Origin of the sequence: Bradyrhizobium centrolobii, assembly GCF_001641635.1 — a bacterium.
Classification (GTDB): Bacteria; Pseudomonadota; Alphaproteobacteria; order Rhizobiales; family Xanthobacteraceae; genus Bradyrhizobium; species Bradyrhizobium centrolobii.
In genome coordinates this window covers 62,281-81,524 of record NZ_LUUB01000079.1, presented here as the reverse complement: position 1 = coordinate 81,524, position 19,244 = coordinate 62,281, and the positions used below count along the sequence as shown (strand labels likewise).

Annotated in this window: 25 protein-coding genes; all 25 read right to left on the bottom strand. The window is 58.3% G+C overall.

What is annotated here, in order from left to right:
* Positions 1 to 1,791: 1,791 nt before the first annotated feature.
* Positions 1,792 to 3,084 carry a hypothetical protein gene (locus AYJ54_RS26630; protein WP_063703573.1) on the bottom strand — a complete coding sequence of 431 codons (1,293 nt, stop codon included), beginning with the start codon at positions 3,082 to 3,084 and terminating at the stop codon, positions 1,792 to 1,794.
* On the bottom strand, positions 3,085 to 3,960 hold the full coding sequence (locus tag AYJ54_RS26625) for a hypothetical protein (RefSeq protein ID WP_063703571.1): 876 nt from the start codon (positions 3,958 to 3,960) through the stop codon (positions 3,085 to 3,087). It abuts the gene before it with no gap.
* Positions 3,944 to 4,363 carry a hypothetical protein gene (locus AYJ54_RS26620; RefSeq protein WP_063703569.1) on the bottom strand — a complete coding sequence of 140 codons (420 nt, stop codon included), beginning with the start codon at positions 4,361 to 4,363 and terminating at the stop codon, positions 3,944 to 3,946. The genes AYJ54_RS26625 and AYJ54_RS26620 overlap by 17 nt, the downstream gene beginning before the upstream one ends.
* Positions 4,347 to 4,661 carry a hypothetical protein gene (locus tag AYJ54_RS26615; protein ID WP_063703567.1) on the bottom strand — a complete coding sequence of 105 codons (315 nt, stop codon included), beginning with the start codon at positions 4,659 to 4,661 and terminating at the stop codon, positions 4,347 to 4,349. The genes AYJ54_RS26620 and AYJ54_RS26615 overlap by 17 nt, the downstream gene beginning before the upstream one ends.
* On the bottom strand, positions 4,658 to 6,352 hold the full coding sequence (locus tag AYJ54_RS26610) for a hypothetical protein (RefSeq protein WP_063703565.1): 1,695 nt from the start codon (positions 6,350 to 6,352) through the stop codon (positions 4,658 to 4,660). The genes AYJ54_RS26615 and AYJ54_RS26610 overlap by 4 nt, the downstream gene beginning before the upstream one ends.
* Positions 6,352 to 6,990: a hypothetical protein gene (locus tag AYJ54_RS49770; protein WP_136623952.1), complete on the bottom strand. Its 639-nt coding sequence runs from the start codon at positions 6,988 to 6,990 to the stop codon at positions 6,352 to 6,354. The genes AYJ54_RS26610 and AYJ54_RS49770 overlap by 1 nt, the downstream gene beginning before the upstream one ends.
* Before the next feature lies 1 nt (position 6,991).
* Complete coding sequence (locus AYJ54_RS26600) at positions 6,992 to 7,789, bottom strand: hypothetical protein (RefSeq protein ID WP_063703562.1); 798 nt, start codon at positions 7,787 to 7,789, stop codon at positions 6,992 to 6,994.
* Positions 7,789 to 8,208 carry a hypothetical protein gene (locus AYJ54_RS26595; RefSeq protein ID WP_063703560.1) on the bottom strand — a complete coding sequence of 140 codons (420 nt, stop codon included), beginning with the start codon at positions 8,206 to 8,208 and terminating at the stop codon, positions 7,789 to 7,791. The genes AYJ54_RS26600 and AYJ54_RS26595 overlap by 1 nt, the downstream gene beginning before the upstream one ends.
* Positions 8,208 to 8,861, bottom strand: coding sequence for a phage adaptor protein (locus tag AYJ54_RS26590; protein ID WP_063703559.1), 654 nt, complete (start codon positions 8,859 to 8,861; stop codon positions 8,208 to 8,210). The genes AYJ54_RS26595 and AYJ54_RS26590 overlap by 1 nt, the downstream gene beginning before the upstream one ends.
* Positions 8,861 to 9,214, bottom strand: a complete 354-nt coding sequence (locus AYJ54_RS26585) for a hypothetical protein (protein ID WP_063703558.1) — start codon at positions 9,212 to 9,214, stop codon at positions 8,861 to 8,863. The genes AYJ54_RS26590 and AYJ54_RS26585 overlap by 1 nt, the downstream gene beginning before the upstream one ends.
* Positions 9,214 to 9,543: a hypothetical protein gene (locus tag AYJ54_RS47830; protein ID WP_082905864.1), complete on the bottom strand. Its 330-nt coding sequence runs from the start codon at positions 9,541 to 9,543 to the stop codon at positions 9,214 to 9,216. Before AYJ54_RS47830 ends, AYJ54_RS26585 begins: the two co-directional genes overlap by 1 nt.
* A 45-nt stretch (positions 9,544 to 9,588) precedes the next feature.
* Entirely contained in the window at positions 9,589 to 9,972 is a 384-nt protein-coding gene (locus AYJ54_RS26580; RefSeq protein WP_136623951.1) for a hypothetical protein, read from the bottom strand.
* A gap of 62 nt (positions 9,973 to 10,034) precedes the next feature.
* Positions 10,035 to 10,991 carry a DUF5309 domain-containing protein gene (locus tag AYJ54_RS26575; RefSeq protein WP_063703556.1) on the bottom strand — a complete coding sequence of 319 codons (957 nt, stop codon included), beginning with the start codon at positions 10,989 to 10,991 and terminating at the stop codon, positions 10,035 to 10,037.
* An 11-nt stretch (positions 10,992 to 11,002) separates the two neighbouring features.
* Positions 11,003 to 12,082: a prolipoprotein diacylglyceryl transferase gene (locus AYJ54_RS26570; protein WP_063703554.1), complete on the bottom strand. Its 1,080-nt coding sequence runs from the start codon at positions 12,080 to 12,082 to the stop codon at positions 11,003 to 11,005.
* Between the two features lie 10 nt (positions 12,083 to 12,092).
* Positions 12,093 to 12,392: a hypothetical protein gene (locus AYJ54_RS26565; protein ID WP_063703552.1), complete on the bottom strand. Its 300-nt coding sequence runs from the start codon at positions 12,390 to 12,392 to the stop codon at positions 12,093 to 12,095.
* Between the two features lie 192 nt (positions 12,393 to 12,584).
* On the bottom strand, positions 12,585 to 12,740 hold the full coding sequence (locus AYJ54_RS50840; RefSeq protein WP_161491908.1) for a hypothetical protein: 156 nt from the start codon (positions 12,738 to 12,740) through the stop codon (positions 12,585 to 12,587).
* Positions 12,737 to 14,929: a portal protein gene (locus AYJ54_RS26555; RefSeq protein ID WP_245329134.1), complete on the bottom strand. Its 2,193-nt coding sequence runs from the start codon at positions 14,927 to 14,929 to the stop codon at positions 12,737 to 12,739. Before AYJ54_RS26555 ends, AYJ54_RS50840 begins: the two co-directional genes overlap by 4 nt.
* A complete protein-coding gene (locus AYJ54_RS26550; protein WP_063703548.1) occupies positions 14,922 to 15,203 on the bottom strand; it encodes a hypothetical protein in 282 nt (93 codons plus the stop codon). Before AYJ54_RS26550 ends, AYJ54_RS26555 begins: the two co-directional genes overlap by 8 nt.
* Positions 15,204 to 15,282: 79 nt before the next feature.
* The gene (locus AYJ54_RS26545) at positions 15,283 to 16,572 is read right to left on the bottom strand and encodes a PBSX family phage terminase large subunit (RefSeq protein WP_063703546.1); all 1,290 of its coding nucleotides are present in this window, start codon (positions 16,570 to 16,572) and stop codon (positions 15,283 to 15,285) included.
* A 233-nt stretch (positions 16,573 to 16,805) separates the two neighbouring features.
* Positions 16,806 to 16,985, bottom strand: a complete 180-nt coding sequence (locus AYJ54_RS26535; protein WP_063703543.1) for a hypothetical protein — start codon at positions 16,983 to 16,985, stop codon at positions 16,806 to 16,808.
* A complete protein-coding gene (locus tag AYJ54_RS26530; protein ID WP_063703542.1) occupies positions 16,978 to 17,163 on the bottom strand; it encodes a YodC family protein in 186 nt (61 codons plus the stop codon). Before AYJ54_RS26530 ends, AYJ54_RS26535 begins: the two co-directional genes overlap by 8 nt.
* Complete coding sequence (locus AYJ54_RS26525; RefSeq protein WP_063703541.1) at positions 17,160 to 17,570, bottom strand: hypothetical protein; 411 nt, start codon at positions 17,568 to 17,570, stop codon at positions 17,160 to 17,162. Before AYJ54_RS26525 ends, AYJ54_RS26530 begins: the two co-directional genes overlap by 4 nt.
* Before the next feature lie 331 nt (positions 17,571 to 17,901).
* A complete protein-coding gene (locus AYJ54_RS26520; RefSeq protein ID WP_136623950.1) occupies positions 17,902 to 18,252 on the bottom strand; it encodes a hypothetical protein in 351 nt (116 codons plus the stop codon).
* Positions 18,249 to 18,434 carry a hypothetical protein gene (locus AYJ54_RS26515; protein WP_063703535.1) on the bottom strand — a complete coding sequence of 62 codons (186 nt, stop codon included), beginning with the start codon at positions 18,432 to 18,434 and terminating at the stop codon, positions 18,249 to 18,251. Before AYJ54_RS26515 ends, AYJ54_RS26520 begins: the two co-directional genes overlap by 4 nt.
* 84 nt (positions 18,435 to 18,518) lie before the next feature.
* The gene (locus tag AYJ54_RS26510; RefSeq protein ID WP_063703531.1) at positions 18,519 to 19,214 is read right to left on the bottom strand and encodes a sigma-70 family RNA polymerase sigma factor; all 696 of its coding nucleotides are present in this window, start codon (positions 19,212 to 19,214) and stop codon (positions 18,519 to 18,521) included.
* Between the last annotated feature and the right edge of the window lie 30 nt (positions 19,215 to 19,244).

The following is a 19,244-nucleotide window of genomic DNA, read 5'->3' as shown; positions in this document are numbered from 1 at the left end:
CCTCGGAGTCAGCCAAATTATCTGCGGTCTTTGAACCGCCAAGAGCCGCATTCCGCGTCTCAAACATGGTCTGTTCGCGCGCAAGACGGCGGTTCATCGGGTCAAGCCTGCGGGGGAGATTTGGCCCTTGATGAAGGGACAATTCCTCAAGTTCTTGCTGGGCCTTATCGGAAGTCAGTGGACGCGCCTTGTTGACGCCCATCGCTCCCTTTTCGGCGCGGGCTGCCAGCGTGTCTGCATATCCGATGCGATATCCCTGCTTGGAGGGATCAGCGAGAGCTTGAAAGCGAGCTATATTGTCTGCTGCACGTCCTCGATTTGCAGCATCCGCGCCGGCTTGAACGGCATCACGAACTTGCGCGGGACCAGCAAACTCGCGGCGAGCGGCGCCGTAGGCCGGATTGACGGAATCGACCTCGCGCAGGAACGAGCGCCGGACATTATCAAGTGCACGTCCGTATTCGTCGAGGTTCAAGCGGCCCGTAGTGCCATCTCGATATCCCTCAAGGATGTTATCCCAACCCTTTTTCAGGAGGTTAATCGTCCGCATGTTCGGGACGCCAGACAAGATCGGGTCGCCAGCCTCGTTAAAGCCAGTGATGGCATAATCCAGCGGATCGAAGCGGCGCCCTTCCGCCAAGGCTTCGAGGCGCTGAACCGCCACGCCTTCACGCAACCCACGCTGTGCAACTGGATCATCAAAGAACTGCTGAAGTCGTTCATTCCAGACTGGGCGCTGACTAAGAGCCTCCTGATAAAGAGGAGCGCTATTTTGCCGAGCTTGTTGCGTCAACTCGTCAACGGTCTGTCGGGCCGTATTACCAGCCCCAAGGGCTTCGTCCACGATATCCGTAACGCGCTGTCCCTGCCCCGCCTGCCGGCCTTCCAGAGCATTGACAACTGCCGTTCTGCCTTCTCCGGGCGATCGGGCCACAGCCGAAAGCATCCGTTGCCCAGAGTTGCCGAGCGCGTCGGCTAAGGTATAGGGCTGTCCTGCCGCGTTTGCATCGATCACGTCTTGGGCGATCTCTGAGGCTGATTTTCCGCTCTCATTGACCGCTCGAGCAACCTGACTCTGCGAAAATCCTTCCGGATTGATGCGAGCGCGGATGTTGCTGATGATTGGCGAAGCAGCCTGTCCGACAAGGGAAACAAGGCCCGGTGCGACCGCTCCCACACCACCACCAACAACACCACCCAACAGAGCGTTATTGAAGCGCTCGCCGACTGAATTGCCCTCGCCGGCACCAGCCAGAGCGCCGAAAGCAGCGCTATCGCCAGCGGACGCCAGCGAACGCCGAACGAGCCCCGCGCCCTGCGGCAGAGCATTGGCGAACGACAAACCGGCCCGAGCCGCACCCAAGCCGGTTCCGACGCCGCCGGCAATCTCTGCGGCCGTGCCCAGCGCACCTGTGTTCTTGCGCGCATCGTCGAGGATCAGATCCTCGCGGGCTTTGGCGTAGTTGTAGGCTTCCTTGGGATTGAGAGTTCCGCGCTTGACCATCTCAAACGGGGTGGACAACCCGGCGAGAATTTCATCGGCAGTGTTGAATGTAAGGCCCTGCATGTAACGCCGAGCTACACCCGCGTTAGTGTCAACACCCTTCGCCTGTAGCGCGTCGCGCTCGTCAACTGCTGCCTGCTGATACTTGTCCAGCGTCGGAGCAGCCGGCTTCTTCAGATCATCAAGCGTCACGCCCTCGCTGCTGACATACGCATCAATGTCGCTCTCGGGAGCATTTTGAGCAATCATCTTGGCGATGTTGCCCTTGATCCGCGCGATATCTGCCATCAGTCGAGACCATACTTTTGCTTGAGGCTAGTTGAGGCGGATGCGGGAGGGGTGGCCTGCGCGCCGCCACCAGCCCTGGCCTTCAGCTTGGACACGCCAGCGTCGATCGCGTCGCGGAAGTCCTTAAGGGCCGTCCTGAAGTCGGCCTCGCTCTGCGCGCGGTCGAGGCGGGCCATAGCGTCCTCCGCCTTCTTGCCTTCAACCTCAGTGATCGCGCCGCCGCCACGAAGCAGCCCGTATGCCTGAAGGAAGGCCGAACCCTTGAGCTGATTGTAGCGGGCCAAGGCATCGCGGCCCTTCTCACCTAAAGTCCACGAGGGGCGGAATTGATCGAGAGGTCCGACGATGGAATCCAAACCTTCATTGTTAAGAAGCTGGTCGATCTTTGTTTTGGTCTGCTCTGCGTCGGCAACCGCACCTGGTAGCGCCACGGATGCCTCGCCTTGAGCCTTACCCTTGACCTCAGCCGCTTCTTTACCAGCGATGTCCTTCGGCTGCGTTCCGACCAGATTGCCGGTCCGCTTGTCGATAATGCCCCACTGCGTGCCGAGATCGACTTTATCGACGCCGCTCGAAACCTTGACGCCATCCGGAAGCTTAGTCTGGATCGCCTCGCCGCTCTTGCCCGTCTGCAACAGGACAGTGTTGCCCTGCGCGTCAGTGCCATAGACCGGGTTAAGCGAATACTCACCAGAGACCGCCTTCTTGCGGTTCATGAAGTCCCTAAATGAAAGGCTCGGCTCTTGGCGTTTGGCGTACTCGTATTCCTTGATGTCATCAGTTTGTCCGCTGATGCCCAGCATCTGGGGGAGAACGGCACGCAAAAGCGCGGGGTCTGAAACAACGCTCTGAGCCAGCGCGGGATCAAAGCCCTTGGTGACAAGGTATTTCGCCGTTTGGTTAGCGCGCTGCGTTGCAGGGTCTTGAAGCCCAGCCGCACTTCCAATGCCGCCGATTATCGCTCCCAACGGACCAGTATGGAGATTACCTAAGAATCCCCTTAAGCCAGCCCCGAAACCGCCAGCTGCCTGCTCCGGCTGCATCTGTGGCATCTGCCCTTGCGTTGGCTGAGCGTTCTGAGGAATTGCGGCTTCCTGGGGTTGATACAGATCAGCATTTCCCATTCGCGGCATTTGATAGCCGCCGATCTGAAGAGGCGATGCTTGCGCCGGTTGGTCTTGCTGTTGGAAGCCAGCAGATTGCGGAATGGCGCTCAGGCTCGGCGCCAACCGGCTCAGCAGGCCGCCGTTGCCGCCAGAAGGGTCGTAGAGATAGTCGAGAAGTCCGGCCATTTACGAACCGCCTCCAAACGAAATCGGCCCTTTGGGGATCAGCGATCCGATACCGCCCATGATCGTCGCGAACTGCTGCGCGCCCGACATCTGATTGGTCGTGTTGCTAGTCCCGCTCGATGTGCCACCAAGACCAGCGATCGGAATGCCGATATTGGCGAGAAGACCCAAGTTCTGAAGCGGGGTGCCGAGCCGCTGGGCTTCGGCTGCAAGCGTGTTGTTGGCACCAGAATTGAGCGCGTCCTGTCCCGCACTGATGGCGCCTACCCCCGCACCCTGGTTCGCAAGCTTCTGCTGTTGGAGCGCCGATAGAATGCCGCCCGTGGTGTTGCCGGCGCTGTAAAGATTGCCGGCCGCGCCCTGCTGGTTCTGGACGTTCTGATTGTACTGAGCCACGATCGTCGGAGCGAGCCCCTGAGTGAGGCCACGGCCAAGTGCCTGGCTGTTAGATCCGCTGAAATCACGTCCGGCCGCCGCGAACGAGCCGTTCACCTGATTGGTGATGTCGCTCGTCAGCGTATTGAGCGCATCCTTGAAGCCCGGCGTATCATACGGATTATAGTTCGTGTTCGATGCGAGCGGATTGGTCTGGCTGACATACTGCTGATAGGCGCTGTTGATGTTGCCGGCCTGATCGGTCGCACCGCCCCCGTTCAGAAGGTTGGTGGTGTATGCATTGACTGCGGGCGCGTACTGACCAACATTCGCGCCGTTCTGATCAATCGTGTTGATCGCGTTCGTCTGCGCACCATTGAGGCCCGTCTGCGGCAGATAGTTGTTGAGCTGCCCCAGGATGCCCGTAAGGGCGCCCTGCGCCGGCTGCCAAGGAGCAGTCGTGGACTGCTGCGTAGTCTCGCTCTTAGACGTTCCGCCCAATGGACTTCTCCAAGATGACGTACTCTCGGCGATAGCCTTCAAGTACCCGCTCCCAACCTGCGCGCCCTATGATGCGCGTAGAGGAGCAGCCTTCGTTGCTTGCGTACTTTTCAATTTGCTCGATCAGCGGTAGCCACCTGTCGCGATCTTCGCCACCACACGCCACGATCTCGCAAACCTTGCGCTTTCCATCGTCCGCCAGGCGCGTGGTCGCGGCGGCAAGGATTTTCCCACTCCAAGCAATCCAAAGGAGCTGATCGCCAGAGAGAACATCATACTCAGCGTCTTCAAACGCACTTAGGCCAGTTCGGTCTATCGCCGACCTGATGTACTGCTTTGCGTGCGGCCAAATCTCGTGGACGCGTTTCGGATCGACACAGATCAGTTCAGCCGAGGATGGCATAAAGAAACGTCCTGCCCGTCGTCGCGCTATTCGCGTGGGTGATCGTGAACGACTTGTTCGCGACCGCACTCAGGTACATCGTTCCGTTGCCAACCTCAGTTGCGGCATTCGCCGTTGTCGGCGTGAACAGCACCGTAGATCCAGCCGCGCAATTGTTGTCCGAAACCGTCGTGGTTGCCGCACTCACCGCCAGCGTAATCGTCCCAACCGCGTTCGAGCGTCCCGCTCCGAGTTGCTGAACCGCCAGAATGATCTTTTTCAGATCGGTCTCTGTAATGCCAGGAAGATAGACCGTCACTGCGAGCCCGCGCCCTTAACATCAGGCTCAACACCCACGCAGTAGCTCCAATTCGTCCCGGCGGGAATGCGTACCTTGAGCCGGGAATAGCGGGTCTCGCGGCGCATATCGCAGCGCCCCGTACGCAAGTTCATCAGCACCTCTGCACCGGCCGTCGCGGTCGCATTCGACGTGTCGCGATAGGAGGCTGACCCATACACTGTCGCCGCATCAGTCACGGGCCGGAAACCGTTGATATAGATCTTGTTGCCGTCCGTACCCTGCTCGCCGCTCTCCAGCGTCGCCTCAAGATTCGGGCCGCGATAAAACCCAAGCTTGTGCACGGAACTGAGCTGAGCGATTTCCGGCTGAACAGCTGTTGCATAGGCGTCGAGGCTCAGCGTCATCGCATCAAGTGATCCCCCGATGGTTCCACCTGACACATAGGCATTGGTAAAGGTCGAGCCCTGTAGATCGATATGCGTTGCATCAATGACGGTTATCTTCCAGTTCTCGCCATTGGCTTCCGTCGTACCAACAACCCCATTGATGGAGATAATCTGATTTGTCGTAAGCGTTGCAGTCGAAGCTACCGCGAGCCGGATCAAGCCAACCCCATTGTTTGCCGCTCCGGTGATGGCAATCGTGCCAGGCGCAATATTGTCGAGCGCCTCGAGCGTCAAACCGGTCTGCGAAATCCCTAGCAGGTACTCGCCATTGTCATTCACCTGGAACCACTGATCGAGAACATAGTCGTAGCCAATGATAGTGTCGTAGAGACCGACCTGACCACTAACCGATTTGTACGCCCAATAAACCCGTGACGTTCTCGGATCGGATGCTCCCAAGCAAAGCTGCAAGTTTCCCTTGTCGAGATTAGCGCCGAAAGTGCGGTCAACCTTTTCACGGCCGATCGGCTCCGGATATCCGCCTGGCGCGATCTTCGCAAAGCCCTGCGTGCCGTAGTAGAAGATCTGTTCGCCCGCCCGCACCAGCGAGTAAGGCGCATAGATACCTTTGTCCTGTGCGATGCGATCGATCTGGAAGATGATCGGCGAGCCCGGCACATACGACATGCGCCGGATGGCCTGATCTTGGAAGATGATGCCATACTCACCACCCGCCACGCCACGCACAATGCCGCCATCAGGGAAGTCCTGAAAGTCCGACGAGTTGACGCCACTGGTCCAAGTCGTCGTTGCGTTCAGGCCGGACCACTGAATGCGGTAGGGCTGCGACAGAAGGCCCGAAAGAACCAGAAACCGCCCGACAACCGAGATATAGGCAGCCTGCGGAGGCGTTCCGGCACAGTCTGCGAACGCAGAGGAGGACGAAAGGTCGTATACCTGCAAAGGCGCGTTCGCTTGTGTCGCAAACACGAGGTTTCCGAACTGAGCGAACTGCCATTGCGCAGTACCGGTTAGCGTCGAGTACGTTGCGCCTCCCTTGGAGACATCGACCCAGCTAAAGTCCGTATTGTTGAGCCGGTAGAGCTTTCCTGCCGTGGCGGCGAAGGTGATAACCGTGCCGTCCGACTTGAGCGCGTAGAACCCACCCCGGCAGGTTGCCGGAAGCGCCTGCGTGTACGCCGAAACGCTCGGGAACGGCCCATAGCCATCGGCGCGCGGCACCACGTTCAGGATCGTCTTCGGGGTCTGCGCCTCAAAATCTACGGTGTCAGGGGTCCAAGAACCCCATTTGAGAAGAGGCATCAGTGCGAGACCGGCTTACCTATGAATTGAGTTGGATCGTTGGTCCAAGTCGAGCTCGGACCAGTCTTCGGAGTCCAGCTCGAGGACGGCACGCTCGATGCAGCCCAACCAGGGTTCGGGGCTGCCTTGGGTATCCATGCTGAAGAAGGCGCGCCTTCTCCCATCCATGCCGTCGTCGTATTCCCGTGCTGCACCCAGTTGATGAAATCCCGCGTGAGCGTCGCAGCAAAGCCGGTGACGACATACGAGCCGGCAGCCGCGTTGAGAAACGTCGGGAACGAAGCCGGATTGCCCGTAATCGAATACGAGGTCACCGCAGCGCTAAAAACCAAACTGACCGTCGCCGGATTCACGCTGACCGCATACGAGGCCGTTACCGCCGGAAGACGCACAGCGAAGATAACGGGGTTTCCGGTCTCCGCGAACGTGCCGAGTGAACCGAGGAGATTGGTACTGAACAGAGCCGCGTTTCCCGTCACCGTATAGGTGGCGGCAGCGGTCGATTCTTTGACCAGAAAGAGAACCGCTTGCGCAGATACTACAAATGGCCCCGTGAGAGCGGGCAGCGTAATGTACTTGCTGGTAGGGATCTGACCGAGCGCCAGCCTGCCAACAGCGTCAAAGCCTAGCAGCGACACATCAACTCCCGGCCCATTTCGCTTCGAACCAGGTTCGGAACGGCGCGCTTCCGCCCAGTATCGTCAGCGTGCCCGTTCCCGTGAGCTGGGTGAAAATCTCCACGAAATCGGTCGATCCGTTGAGCGATACGAGCTTGGAGACGTTGGACGATCCAGCAGGACCGGTTACGAGAGTGATCGTGCGTGAATCCGCCACAGAGTTCTTGCGAATATCGAGATCGATTTCGCTCAAACTGGTTCCTGCGCTTCCTTGGACTGAGGCAGTAATGCGATACTTGCCGGCGACAGTCGGTTGGAAGCGGAAATTGGTCGTGTTGTCGTACCAGCTCGACGGGTCGGCAAGCTCGCTATCGAAATTGACCTTTGTAAAGCCGCTGGTGAACGATTGGTTCGCCGACAGGCTAGCCGAGAAGTACCAATTGGCAATGCCGACGTTGGCGAGAGCCTGTAACTTCTGCGCGTTTGTAAAGCTGTTGGCTTCCTCGATCGAAAGCATGTCCTCTTTGAGCGCAACAACTGCGACCTGAGGCGCTGCGGAGAAGCTGATCTTCGCCGTGGTGCCTAGCGAATTGAATAGAACCGTCGTCCGGGCAAGTACGCCGGTGCTGGTGTTATAAGCACCCTCACCAACCTCCCATTGGGTCAGATCGGAACTTTCAGCGCGATACTTGTACAGCCGCCCATTGACCACGCCGGCCACAGCGGGGCTCTGATAGCCCGTCACGGCACTCGAATAAGTCCAATCCGTCGTTCCGCCAGCGGTCGGAGTAAATCGGCAGACGTCGAGAAACGCTGCCATCAGGTGATCGTCAAGATCGGGCTGGGAAGCTGGACGGTGAACGTGTTGCCGTTGGTCAGCGTGAGAGCCGTGCCGTAGTCCCACCAGCCGATTTTTCGGGTCTGGGTCGAATTGTACAGGATCGCGTATTGAAACGGCCCAATAGAACCGCCCGAGGCCGTCCATGACGGATTCGTGCCGCCGGAAAATGAGAACGTACCGGATGTCTGTGAGCCGGTTATGGTGCCGATTGTCGTCCCGCCAGCCGTGTAGCCATTGGCTGTAGCGAGATCGCCGGTCGTGCTGTTCGTCGCATCTCCTGCGGTCGGCAGCGTGTTCGTAAGATAGACCTTGTAAACCTGCGCCGTGCCAGTTTGCATCTGATGCAGCGCGCTGGAAACATCCAGCACAAAGCCGTTGTATTTGTTGAAATTTGCCATTACGGCGTCACCCCGCTAACGCGCATGGTCGCCGGACCAGCGTTGAAGGTCGATGTCAGGCCAAGATTTGAAAGGCCGTCGAGCGCGGTCTTGAAGCCAAGCGCCCACGTCTGAATGCGGCCGTCCTCTTTCATATACGGAGCCGACTCGAGCAATGCGCCATATAGGTAGAGGTCTGGAGCCAGCGTCAGGAGCCAGTTTGTCGAATTCGTCGCGAGAGGCGGGATGTTGGTCCGATAGACCATCTCAACCGTGTAGGCAGCGTTCGGCGTCGGCGCCAACTCGATCTCGTTCGCGAAGATGGTGAAAAACAGAGGACGCCCCGGCGTATTCGCGTTGCCATACCGGAATTCGTCCATCTGCGTTCCGCTCATGAACTCAAGGCATGGCTTGCCCTGGACGCTAGAAAGCCTCATGCGTCGCATGGATTGGAAATCGCTTGGGAGCGCAATGAACTCCGGCTCAGAGGCGTTAGGATCTGTTAGGGCCGTCGCCCTTGCCTCCATCTGCCGAATATAGAGTTCACGGTTGAACTTCGCCTCGGCAAGCTGAATGAACGTAGGGATACGCGCGATCAGTGTCGTATCCTGATCGCGAGCAAGCCATTCAGTGACCGCCGTCTGGAGATCTGTATAATTGCTAATCGTAGCCATTAGCTACCGAACCCAAGCCAGCCAGCCACCATTGGGCTATCCACGCGCAGGAATTTCCAATCAGGATCTTGAATTTTGCGCTCAACAAGAGCGTCAAACTCGGGCGTGAACGGCCTAAGTTCGGTGTTCCCGGCATTCCATTCCTCACGAAGCCACTGCTCGTAGAAGATGTTCGGGATATGCGCGACATGGCGCCCCCAGTCGCTCTTTTGACGGAGCGTCTGGAGGTACTTGTTGAAATCAAGATGCGGCTCGACATCCTGCTCACGATAGATCGTGAACGTATTTTCGCTCTGATCGACGTGAAGCTCAGTTTTGAGAAAATCGCTTTCGTTGCCGACCAGAACCGACATCAGCTCATCTCAGTGACGCTAAGATTTCCGGTGCCGGCATCGTTTCCGATAACGGCGATCTTCTGGCCTGGCGTGACCGTGAAATACTCGCCTAGAGTCCCACTTGGAACGAACGTATCAGTTACCGTGGCGGTCGGGGTGCCATCTCCGATGCGGATACGCACGCCACCCGTCCCGGCAACGAAGCCTGTGCCAGATACTGAAACGCGGATCTGATAAGTTTGCGGGCCGAAAGCAGCCGAAGCGGCCGAGGCACCACCAGACGCGGCAAACGCCACATTCTGCGACGCACCTTGCCGCGAAGATGATGCTTTTGGAAAGAATGCCATCTGTAAACCTCAAGAAAAACGCGCACCTTTCGATGCGCGCTTGGGTTAGGTCATCGAGCGAATAACGAGTGCGAATGCGCCGGGGATGGACGCGCCAGTGCCGCCCGAAGCGGTAAAGGTGATGCAGTCACCCTCATTGACGAAGACACCGGAACTTGCGCCGACGCCGGCAAACTCAACTACAGAGCCAGCACGAGCGCCCGTACCGGCCGCGATCGTCAACGCACCGCCGGCAATGTCAGATCCGCCATTGATGGTCACGGTGACAGTGGTCGTGCCAGTGGTGGTGCCACCAGCGGCGGCCATAACACGCTGAGCCCAGCCGCTTTCGGTCGCGATTGCGGTTGCAGCCACCGGAGTGGTCGCAATCGACGTAGTATTGCTCGCAAATATCCCTTCATTGAGCGGGCGCGGTTTGATGAGTGGCATTTAAGCCTCCAAGAAAAAGGGCCGCCCAAAGGACGGCCCAAAGGTTGACGATGAAGGCTCGCTTAGGCCGAGGTGCAGTCGAACACGCCGCCGGAGGCCGCCTCGTTGCGAGCCTCCAGAGCGTACTCCGACACCATGAAGCCCTGATCGGTATCAGAGACCTTCGCAAGCGGTTCGGAGACCATCGCCGAACCAGGCAGATGACCGACCGCCCACTTGGCTGTTTCCAGCACCAGAACATCACGAGCACGGATGTTGCGCGACGGGACAACCTTCAGCTTACCGAAGTCGGAATCGTAGGCATCAACTGCAGCCACGATCCGACGCGAGGTCGCCTGCTCCATCGGAGTCGATCGGCCCGTGAAGGTCGAGAAGGCTTGCTTGTTGAAGCCACCAGCCATCACAAGGTTCGGTTTGCCGCCCGCCGTCCAGATCTTCTGGAGGACGTTCTTCAGACGAACTTCAGTGAAGGCGATCTGGGTACCGTCCGTGCGGGTACCGGTGCCATCAGCCGCCGCCGGATCAACGCCGGAAGCACCCTTGTCAGTGTTGGTCTTAATCCAGGAAAGGATCGAGGCCGTCTTGCGGGCGGTCGTGGTATTGCCGGCGTTGGTGGCCTGGTTGGTGCCGCTCAGAATCGAGTCGATATCGATCTTGAGCGCCTGACCCTTCAGCAACTTCTGGAAGTCGAACTCGTTACCACGGCCGGCGGGATTGACGGCCTGCTGAGTGCGCGACACACCATAGGCCTTGCGGCTGATCTGGTGGTTGTTGCCGAGACGGGTGGTCAGGGTCGCGTTGTCGAGCGCGACAGTATCGCCTTCGAGCTGTGCGTTACCGGTGTTGACCGCATCAAGGGCAACGGTCTGCCATTCATGCTTGACCGCTTTCGTGCCGATCTTCTCGACGGCCGAGAAAAACGGAGTTTCGGTCGGGGAGATCTTCCAGATTTCGTCCGAGAGGTCTTCCCGGTTGCCGATCGTCGGATAGGTGGTCTGTGCGCCAGTGGGGATAGTCATCGTTTAGTCCTTTAAGATGCGCTGCGGCGGCGTTTCGCCTGGTAGAGCGCGAATGCGTCCTCTACTGAGCCGGAGCCGTTGAGTTTGGTGCGAAGTGCTTGGACGGATTCGGCGGCTTGCGCTCCCTTCGGAGCCGAGACGCCGGGCTTTTGAACCGCTGGAACAGGTTTGGTGAGGGCTTTCGCGGGAGCTGCCTTCACTTCCTTTTGCTTCATGAATTCGTAGATCATCTTCTGAATGCCGGCGTTGGACAGGATCTCGTGTCCAATATCGTCCTGCAGCCATCGGGTGAGCTGATCCATGGATAGCTCGAGGTCGTTCGTCAGTGTGGCAACGGCCCTTTCGCGGATTTCGACGGACTTCTTGACATCCGCCATATCTGGTACGAGCTCGATCAGCCGCTTGTTCTGCTCGGTCTCGTAAACCGTTCGCTTTGATTGACGCTCCTGCAAAGTACGCTGCTCGTTTGCCCGCTCCTCGGCTTTCGCGTGACCAAGCTCCATCTGACGAAGCTGCCACTGCTGGAACCGGAAGGGGTCCTCAGCCTGCAACTTCCGCACATCGTTCATGGTCTGGATGTCTCCAAACTCATTCTGAAGTGCAGTCTCAAGGGCTTGGGTATAAGCAGACTGCTTTGAAACGTACTGCTCTCGCTCCTGTTTCCACTTCGCCTGGTCGGCCTCAGCGGCCTTCCGGGCGTCAGCGGCTTCGTTCTGAGCGCGTCGAAGATTCGAGTCTCGTTCCAGTTCGCGCGCAACGATCTTCTGTTGCAAGGCGCGTGGCGTGGCCTTCCACTCGGCATCTTCTGCCTCAGTCCAAGACTTTGGGCGCTCGATGGGCGGCTCTGCGGCCGGGTCGGCTCCTTCGTCTTCGCCGTGAACCTCTTCAGGAGGGGCGGCGTCTTCAGCTTTCGCTTCTGATTCCGTCTCGGCGGTCGCGGGTTCCGCGCTCTCTGCCGGTGCGTTCTTCTTCTTCTGAAAATCTGCTACAGCCTGTTCAACCGAATACTCGGTATCGAGGTCGAGGGTCGGGGCGCCAATGACCGGCGCAGGCTCAAGCTCGCCGCCAGCGGCAGCGTTTTCAGTGCTCATACAGTGTCCTTTAGATGATACCGAAGCGCTTCTTGCGCTCGGCTTCCTGGGCCAGCTTTGCCAAGTCGCTCTTGGCAACCGCCCCATTGTTCACGACCGTCACGAGATGATCCTGCACGACGTCCACGACCCGAGCCGCCATCCAGCATTTGTCACGGAAGGCGGTTTGCGTTACGTCCGTATTGAGCAGTTGGTCGAGATAGGTCTGCTTCAGCTTCGCAAAGCACTCCTTGAGCAATTTGCTTTCGAGGAGAGCCCTAGCCTCGTCGCCGGCTTTGATGTCCTGATGTAGCTTGAACTCAGGTTGCATCTACTTCCTCACGGAAATCGCCGCACCAGTCGTTTTCGTCAACGATAGGGAAGACCGCTCCCTTCCCGCTGTTGACCAGGACGGGCGCCCGGCGCCGGCAGTAGAACTGCGTGTCGTTAGACTCGTGCATCTCTCCGAACTCGCATGTCCCGCACGCGGCGCGGTCGCGGAGGGGAGCTAAACGAGGCTGTTTCATGCTTCAGCGCGCCCCATCTTTACGCGGATGCGGATGTTTTTCCGCCAGCCGTTGATTTCATCCCATTCCATGCCGTTGTCGAACCTTACAGAATGGATGAGCCACGCATACCAATTTCCGCCCTCTTTGTAGGTGAATTCAATTGGCTTCATGCATCCGCCTTCGGCTTATTCTTCGCCTGTTCGCGCATCACTTCCATTTTGGTATCATGCGCATGAGCAGTCGCGGCCATGTCCAACACCCGGCCGGCCATATCCATGTGATGCTCTTGCTGCTTGTGCGCGTGATCCTGTGCAGCCATCGTCATTTTCAGCCGCGCATCAAGCGCAGCCAGCATAGTATCAACCTGCGCCTTGAACCGCGCGACCTCGATATCAGCCTGAGCCTGGATCTGCTCGTGAACAGCATCGAGTTGAGCCTTTTGCTGGTCGAGCTGCGCTTTCTGCGCTGTCTCTGCCTGCTTGCCGGCCTGCTTCATCTGCTCGATCTGCACTTTGGGATCGGGCTGAGGTTGCGGCGCCGGATATTTCAGCGAGCCGTCCGGATTCTTGGTGCTCGGGTCATTGAAGAACTTGTCCGCGCTCTTATGGCCAGAAATGCGCGTCAGCTCGGCTGCGGTATTGTAGATCTTCTCATCGTCGACGATGTTGGTCTTGCCGCCGAGCAGCAATTCTTTCTGGAAGTTGGCGATGCCCATCGTCTGAGCGTACTGCTGAGCCTTACCGCCGTCACCCAGCCCCACCGAAACGGTCAGATCGTTGCGCGCCTTCCAATTCCTCGGATCGACTGAGACCCACTGATTGCGTAACCGGACAGTTTCAGCTTTCTGCCCATGCTGGCGAATGGTGCCATGCAAGAGCCAAAACAGATCGCGGATGCCGGTCTCGGCAAAGATCCGCGCGATCAGCTTCATCTTGGCCTGCGCCATCGTGAAGACCTGATTGACGGCCGTTGCGGACTGGTTCTGTAGCGCGTTCGCGTCTACTCCCTGGCCCGTCCGGGTCACACCAGAGCGCATTTCCCGGATCTGATCCATATAGGTCATGACCGGGAGCAATTCGCCGACGATAGACTGCGTTGCGAGCGGCGTCACAGTGCCGGATGTCTTGACGCGAACGATACCATTGCGGCGAACCGTCAGCAGGTCGTCCAGCGTGTTGACGTTAGCGCCCCCCTCAGCGACTTCATGGCGAGGATTTGCCACCAAATATGAGTTATCAAGGACACCACGCAACAGCGCCGTATTGATGCGCTGAATGTCCATTACCAAGTCGGCAACCGACCGGCCGCAGAGCCGGTGAGGCTGGAGGATCGGCGTCAAGACGGCGAAGGGGATAACGTCCACCTCCTCAACGTCCGACTTCCCGTCCTTCTTGAGAACCTGGTTCTTCTCGCCAGCCGTCGTGACCTTGTACAGACACGGTTTCCCGTTCTGCTCGTAGTCCATCCGAATGTAGTGTTCGGTGGTCTTGATCGGACGGGCAGAACGATTGGCCGTCTCAGTGGCGAAATTCTCTTCCCCAACCGTGTCCCGCGCCAACTCCTCCGAGTTGGAGGCAAAGTTGAAGGTCGGCAGTTCCTTTACCTGATCCTCGTCGTAACCTTGCGCGATAAGATCGGCCTCGGTCAGGTTCGGCGGCGAATGAAAGAAATAGTTGCAATCGCGCATCGTGCGCGTATTGCGCCCCCAGCCAACCTCCTCCGGAGCGCAAGCCAGAACTCGAGCCTGCGCAAAATTCGAGGTACGCAGGAGCTTGACGTTATGGACAGGCGCCGGCTGCCCGGTCATCGGGTCGGGCGGGCCCTGCTCGACATCATGCTCAATGATCTCAAGCGTGCCGTTTGATTGTAGTACATCGAACGCGACCTGAGCGAACTGGTCTTCGCTCAGCCCGAGATAGGTTTCCTTCTCTTCCTTCTCGTGTTCGTCCCACCAGACCTTGACCGCGCCAAGCTTCTGCAACAGAGCATCGAACACGAATTCGTACAGGACCACGAAGCCGGGGTTCTGGTTCATGAAGACGTGGTTGACGTAATCTGATTCCTGTAAGGCCCCCTGCTCGTCGTCAGGACCGGCGGGGTTGAACTTGACCACATCCTCAGATGAACAGAAAATGTCCATCATGAACGGCATCATGCCGAGCACGGTATCCGCAACGTCCGTAGAGACCGCCTTGGACTGCCCGTCGAGCGCCGGCATGTCCTTGGTCATGTCGCCAAGGTAATAGTCCATAGCGTCTTCGCGCTGCGACGAGATTTCCGACGCTTCCATGGTGGCAACGGCTTCTGCCCGCTCCATGGTAAGCATAGCCATCAGCGCATCGTCGGAAAGCTTAGGCAACGCCGGATTTCCCGTAGGACAGATTGCGCGTGAAACCCTCAACCACTTCGCCTGAAAGCTCCCGCCTGATCGATCGCGTCAGATTGCCGGCAATCGCCTTGGGATCGGCGCCATCGTGCAGGCGCACGCGATACAGCGGGTTTTCGAGATGTCGGCCATCCCGGAAGGTCATTTGCAAATAGCCGTCCTCAAGCTTGTAGAAGCCCTCTGTGACCTGTCCCGCATCGCCATCGCTGGGCGCTCTGAGTTGAATGGTGACGCTATGAACGGTCAACGCGCCAACTCCATCAGCAGATACGCCACGATCCCTATCGGGACGAGGGCCGCACTGTAAATGATCGCCAAGTCCTTAATCATGCGTAACCTTGGGTGGGGTAGACGAGCTGGCGATTGAAGTTCGCAGAACGTCCCGGCTCCTCGTAACAAACCGCCATCATGCCCAGCGAATCCGCAGCATGCGACGACCAATCATGATCAGGACCGAGACCAACATTCCGCGCTTCGTCTTTCTTCTCGTGATAGAAGCCCAGCGCATCGCGGCCAGCTTCCGTTGTATCCGCATTGAACCAAAGCTTGGGGCCAAGCCTGCGAAGAGACTCAATCCGCATCATTGCAGCGCCAGGACCTTGGTTCGGAACTGGCGGCTCGCACTTGAAGCCGGCCTCCTCCCAATGGTCTACGTAGCGCTTGCCTGTGAACACCTTGTCAGCATTCACGCCGTCATGCGGTAGGTAGTTGATGGCGCTTTCATAGCCATTCTCGCGCATCCAGTTCACATGGAAGGCGAGGACCTGGCCCACAGACTCGTAGTAGTTCAGTACCTTGATCTGATCGCCCACCCACTGGACAATCCAGATCGTGTATGCGTCGGCCTTGGCACCAGAGCCGCCAATGTCATGGAATGCCCGGATCGGCAGTAGCGGATCGGCCGAGACGTTGCCAATCCTGCCATCTGCCTTGGCCTTGGCGAGCAGCGACGCGAAGTACGCGCCCTCAAAAGCGGTCGCGTAGCCGCCCTCCCAGATGTGATCGTACCGCTCCGGGTAAAGCTCGAGATCAAGCTTGCGCTCGGCTTCGAGCTCGTCCGTCCAGAACGGATTGTCCCGCCAATTGGCCTGGACGACGATCGCATTCTCGGGCTTCTTCGAGCGCAAGAACTCGTCAACCGCGTCAACCTTGCGCCGTGGATTCCAGCGAAACCAGATCTGGCTTCCCGGCGCTCGGATCGTGGGGCGCAGCAGCGTCAGGCTTCGAGCGCTGAGCGTCTGCGCCTCTTCCACATCCGCAATGCGGAAGCCCTCGAGCGACTTGATGGACTCGGCAGTGTGATCCTGCATGCCCTGGAAGATGATAATTCCATCTCCCGGCGTCTCGATCTTGTCGTTAAAGACCTGAAACTCGCGCCCAACACCCATCGACTGGATCTTGCTTTCGATCAGTCGCTTGGACGATTGCGCCAAGGTCTTCTGCACCTCGCGGATACAGACCGCTAACGTGCCTTTCTCGGCTAAGCACTCCTCAACGAGCATTTCCGCGAAGAAATGCGACTTGCCGGAGCCTCGGCCGCCATATACGCCCTTGTAGCGGGACGGCTGGAGGAGCGGCTGATATACCCTAGGTGTTTTGATTTGAAGGGTCGACAATCACGCGCTCGATCTTGTGGATGAGCTTGATGGCGTCGCCGTCCTCATCACCAGAGATGGGCTGCGTCGGCTTACCCCACCCTCGATCAAGCAATGCTACCGACGCAGCGACGCGCGCAGATTCAGACGTCCCGTTCTGGGCGATGCCGGCGAGTGTAGATAGGGCCGTTTCGGTATGCGAACGCGCCAAAGATCGGATATCGCTAGGAGTTTTAGCCATTTAACGAATGGGGCTACTTGCCCTTCTTGCCGCCGTGATAGTTCGGGCCGCCCGGAGCCGCGCCCTTGCGACGGGCGATAGCCCCAATAACCGCTCCCGGCACGTGCTGCGCCTTGAGCTGTGCCGCGCGCCCACCATGGCCGAGCTTGTTGCTCTTGCCGTGGAATGAGCCGGTTTTCTTGGTGTTAGCCATCGTCGTTCTCCACGAGTTTCCATTTGTGAAGTGTGTTCGGCGCAAAGACATCGCGCTGAACATGGGCGTCAGCATCGAACCAAACGACAGCCACCAAACTATCGGCGCGCACGTCTTCAACGGTCATAAGAGGACCGCCAGCCTTGCGGCTGACGACATCGCCCTCGCGGAACGTCACGCCGGCCCTCCGTTCGAGTTGAGGCCAAGTGCCGCCTTCAGATCGGCAGTTTCGTCCTTGACCGCCTTCACCTGGTTCTTGGCCTCGACCACGGTGTCTTGAAGTTCAGTCATAGCAGCGGCCATATCAGTACCAGCTGTTGCTAACTCTGCCTTCGCCGCCGCTAACTGCGTGCGGATCTGCTCAGCAAGGAACTTAGCGCCCGTGACGCTCACCTTCGTGTTCTCCGTCCGGATGAATGGATTTTGCAGCGCGAGGCGGATTTCATCATTCGAGGCCATCGGCCCCACCTCTACGCTCTTGTCCCCGATTTGGATAATCTGGTTGCCGTTATCGGCATAGCTGACAATTAGATTTTCCGATCCAGGCAGATCCTTGAAGGCCTGGCGCAGTTCGCTAACCGACATTCCGCCAAGTCTCCGAGTATCCTCTACCGCGATCGAGAGCCGCGCTGCATACCAGCGCAGATCATGTTCGCTAAGACCACGCTCAGGAGCCATGCCACAACGCCGACATAGACCTTAACCGCGATATCAGCCCACTCGACTGCGACGGGGATGCCGACAAAGAGCGGGATCAAATGCGGCTCACTGGCACGATCTTGCCGCCGCGCTTCACGAGCTCGGCTTGGCCGTTGACGATCATCTTCGCGAGAAACTGAAGCTGTTCTTTGCTCATGTGCTTTTCCTGCTTTTCGAGATTCCTGCGGACCTTGGCGAAGAACGAGAGGGGGAGCATCTAACCTAGCGCCCGCTGGATGCTGACGACATAACCCTCGATCGCCGAGAGCTTCGCGTGAGCTTCATCGGCTGAATCATTGAGCCGGTGGATGGCGCCACCCGGCACTGCCTTCGCTTCGTTCGGATTGCCGCCGATTTGATTCAGCGCCGACATCGCGCCAATCTGCGAACAAATCATCGAAAGCGCATCAATGGACTTGGCAAGACGCTCATTTAGCGTTTCGATGCGCGAAGCCGCGCTGGCGAGCGTCCGGGGAGCTTCCACCTTATTTGCCTGGCCAATAGCGCCCAATACAGCACCCTGGTAGGCATTCGCAGCATTATTCATCGCCTGATATTCCATGCTCATGCTGGGTCCTGTTCTGGCGCTGTATATTCAGCTGGCGCCGTGTCTCGGTGGTAGTGGTTCACATCAACCGGGAAGGCCTCAACGAATACCGCATTCGCCAAAACAACCAGGTCGTCTAGTCCCCCGCCCTTCGTATAGTGGCGCGATTTGGTCTTGAAGTCGGCGTAGATCAATTCGCCCATGTTGCCACCCTTAGAATTTCTGCGGCTCGCGGGTCGTCATTGCACATCCTTGGGAGGCTGGGCCCCAACCGCACTACGTGGCGCCTACGCAGCTACACCGGGAGCGCAGCCCTCATGGCTGGTGGTGGAGAGGTGGCCATTGGCAATATTGCCCCCGGAGTTCTTGTCCATGCTGAGAAACACTTCACGCATCGTCGCGAGAGCCTTCCGCATCAGACGAGATGCTTGATGGTAGGAGACGCCCAGCTCGCGAGCGGCATCAGCCATGTTCTTGCGCGGATTGTCCAAATACACCCAACGAACTAGCTTTCGCTGTGCGCCGGTCAACGAGATGAACGCAGCAGAAAACCTATCCTGACGATACTGAATATCTTCGTACATGCAGGTCAGCTCTTCGGGCGACGCGTCCAGCTTTGACCACATTTCACAAATCGCTGCAGCGTTGCCGAACTCGCCCCAAGAATCCCAGTCAAACACGCGCTCGATGCTGTCGCTAACTCGCTGGGGCGAGATGCCCAAGCCTTCCTTCGGGAACCATTGGGACTGAGACCTAGTGGCCTCTACTGCATCCATGATCGCCGATCGAATCTTGGTCGTAGCCCATGTTGAGAACTTTGCCTTGTCGGCGTCGAAAGACCTCGCCGCCTTGATCAAGCCCACCCGGCCGACTGCCAGAAGATCCTCAAACTCTAACTCGCCACCACGAAACTCTGCCGCAATTGCGGGAACAAGATCATCCATGTGCTCAATGACGAGCTGGTTCTGTTCGGCTTCGGTCAAGGTCCACCCATTCTTTGCCTCTCCTACTAA

Coding starts and splice junctions, on each gene's coding strand:
- AYJ54_RS26630 (WP_063703573.1), bottom strand. CDS start 3,084: ATGGCCGGACTTCTCGACTATCTCTACGACCCTTCTGGCGGCAACGGC.
- AYJ54_RS26620 (WP_063703569.1), bottom strand. CDS start 4,363: ATGCCATCCTCGGCTGAACTGATCTGTGTCGATCCGAAACGCGTCCAC.
- AYJ54_RS26610 (WP_063703565.1), bottom strand. CDS start 6,352: ATGCCTCTTCTCAAATGGGGTTCTTGGACCCCTGACACCGTAGATTTT.
- AYJ54_RS26600 (WP_063703562.1), bottom strand. CDS start 7,789: ATGGCAGCGTTTCTCGACGTCTGCCGATTTACTCCGACCGCTGGCGGA.
- AYJ54_RS26595 (WP_063703560.1), bottom strand. CDS start 8,208: ATGGCAAATTTCAACAAATACAACGGCTTTGTGCTGGATGTTTCCAGC.
- AYJ54_RS26590 (WP_063703559.1), bottom strand. CDS start 8,861: ATGGCTACGATTAGCAATTATACAGATCTCCAGACGGCGGTCACTGAA.
- AYJ54_RS26585 (WP_063703558.1), bottom strand. CDS start 9,214: ATGTCGGTTCTGGTCGGCAACGAAAGCGATTTTCTCAAAACTGAGCTT.
- AYJ54_RS47830 (WP_082905864.1), bottom strand. CDS start 9,543: ATGGCATTCTTTCCAAAAGCATCATCTTCGCGGCAAGGTGCGTCGCAG.
- AYJ54_RS26580 (WP_136623951.1), bottom strand. CDS start 9,972: ATGCCACTCATCAAACCGCGCCCGCTCAATGAAGGGATATTTGCGAGC.
- AYJ54_RS26575 (WP_063703556.1), bottom strand. CDS start 10,991: ATGACTATCCCCACTGGCGCACAGACCACCTATCCGACGATCGGCAAC.
- AYJ54_RS26570 (WP_063703554.1), bottom strand. CDS start 12,082: ATGAGCACTGAAAACGCTGCCGCTGGCGGCGAGCTTGAGCCTGCGCCG.
- AYJ54_RS26565 (WP_063703552.1), bottom strand. CDS start 12,392: ATGCAACCTGAGTTCAAGCTACATCAGGACATCAAAGCCGGCGACGAG.
- AYJ54_RS50840 (WP_161491908.1), bottom strand. CDS start 12,740: ATGAAGCCAATTGAATTCACCTACAAAGAGGGCGGAAATTGGTATGCG.
- AYJ54_RS26535 (WP_063703543.1), bottom strand. CDS start 16,985: ATGGCTAACACCAAGAAAACCGGCTCATTCCACGGCAAGAGCAACAAG.
- AYJ54_RS26525 (WP_063703541.1), bottom strand. CDS start 17,570: ATGTCGGTTAGCGAACTGCGCCAGGCCTTCAAGGATCTGCCTGGATCG.
- AYJ54_RS26520 (WP_136623950.1), bottom strand. CDS start 18,252: ATGAGCATGGAATATCAGGCGATGAATAATGCTGCGAATGCCTACCAG.
- AYJ54_RS26515 (WP_063703535.1), bottom strand. CDS start 18,434: ATGGGCGAATTGATCTACGCCGACTTCAAGACCAAATCGCGCCACTAT.